The following is a 1,859-nucleotide window of genomic DNA, read 5'->3' as shown; positions in this document are numbered from 1 at the left end:
AAATTCAGAATTCATTGAGCTGTCGAAAGACATAAAACTTTTTAATTGAAGAGTTTGATCATGGCTCAGATTGAACGCTGGCGGCAGGCCTAACACATGCAAGTCGAGCGGTAACAGAAAGTAGCTTGCTACTTTGCTGACGAGCGGCGGACGGGTGAGTAATGCTTGGGAACATGCCTTGAGGTGGGGGACAACAGTTGGAAACGACTGCTAATACCGCATAATGTCTACGGACCAAAGGGGGCTTCGGCTCTCGCCTTTAGATTGGCCCAAGTGGGATTAGCTAGTTGGTGAGGTAATGGCTCACCAAGGCGACGATCCCTAGCTGGTTTGAGAGGATGATCAGCCACACTGGGACTGAGACACGGCCCAGACTCCTACGGGAGGCAGCAGTGGGGAATATTGCACAATGGGCGCAAGCCTGATGCAGCCATGCCGCGTGTGTGAAGAAGGCCTTCGGGTTGTAAAGCACTTTCAGTCAGGAGGAAAGGTTAGTAGTTAATACCTGCTAGCTGTGACGTTACTGACAGAAGAAGCACCGGCTAACTCCGTGCCAGCAGCCGCGGTAATACGGAGGGTGCGAGCGTTAATCGGAATTACTGGGCGTAAAGCGTACGCAGGCGGTTTGTTAAGCGAGATGTGAAAGCCCCGGGCTCAACCTGGGAACTGCATTTCGAACTGGCAAACTAGAGTGTGATAGAGGGTGGTAGAATTTCAGGTGTAGCGGTGAAATGCGTAGAGATCTGAAGGAATACCGATGGCGAAGGCAGCCACCTGGGTCAACACTGACGCTCATGTACGAAAGCGTGGGGAGCAAACGGGATTAGATACCCCGGTAGTCCACGCCGTAAACGATGTCTACTAGAAGCTCGGAGCCTCGGTTCTGTTTTTCAAAGCTAACGCATTAAGTAGACCGCCTGGGGAGTACGGCCGCAAGGTTAAAACTCAAATGAATTGACGGGGGCCCGCACAAGCGGTGGAGCATGTGGTTTAATTCGATGCAACGCGAAGAACCTTACCTACACTTGACATACAGAGAACTTACCAGAGATGGTTTGGTGCCTTCGGGAACTCTGATACAGGTGCTGCATGGCTGTCGTCAGCTCGTGTTGTGAGATGTTGGGTTAAGTCCCGCAACGAGCGCAACCCCTATCCTTAGTTGCTAGCAGGTAATGCTGAGAACTCTAAGGAGACTGCCGGTGATAAACCGGAGGAAGGTGGGGACGACGTCAAGTCATCATGGCCCTTACGTGTAGGGCTACACACGTGCTACAATGGCGCATACAGAGTGCTGCGAACTCGCGAGAGTAAGCGAATCACTTAAAGTGCGTCGTAGTCCGGATTGGAGTCTGCAACTCGACTCCATGAAGTCGGAATCGCTAGTAATCGCGTATCAGAATGACGCGGTGAATACGTTCCCGGGCCTTGTACACACCGCCCGTCACACCATGGGAGTGGGTTGCTCCAGAAGTAGATAGTCTAACCCTCGGGAGGACGTTTACCACGGAGTGATTCATGACTGGGGTGAAGTCGTAACAAGGTAGCCCTAGGGGAACCTGGGGCTGGATCACCTCCTTATACGATTTAGAACTTATTTGTTCGTAGTGTCCACACAGATGATTGTTAATTAGTGCGTGTCCTTAGGGATAACTAATTAATATGCTCTTTAAAAATTTGGAAAAGCTGATAATAAAATTCTGATATATAACATTGTTATTTATCAAGAGTTTTCAAAAGTAAAAAAAGAATGGTAGCAGTACCATTCAGTGCCATTTGATTAACGTTTTACGTTGATTGATTGGTATCTACTTTAGTATTCAATATTGACTTCTGGCGAAGTTAAACTGTCACACAACAAA

General features: G+C 49.0%; 1 rRNA gene. It reads left to right on the top strand.

What is annotated here, in order from left to right:
- Positions 1-42 precede the first annotated feature (42 nt).
- Positions 43-1,578, top strand: a 16S ribosomal RNA gene (locus tag L656_RS01000000122345).
- The last annotated feature ends 281 nt before the right edge of the window (positions 1,579-1,859 follow it).

It is taken from the genome of Pseudoalteromonas sp. TAE56 (genome assembly GCF_000497955.1).
Lineage (GTDB): Bacteria > Pseudomonadota > Gammaproteobacteria > Enterobacterales > Alteromonadaceae > Pseudoalteromonas.
Note: the sequence above shows the minus strand (reverse complement) of the source record. Positions and strands in the feature narration are given on the sequence as shown.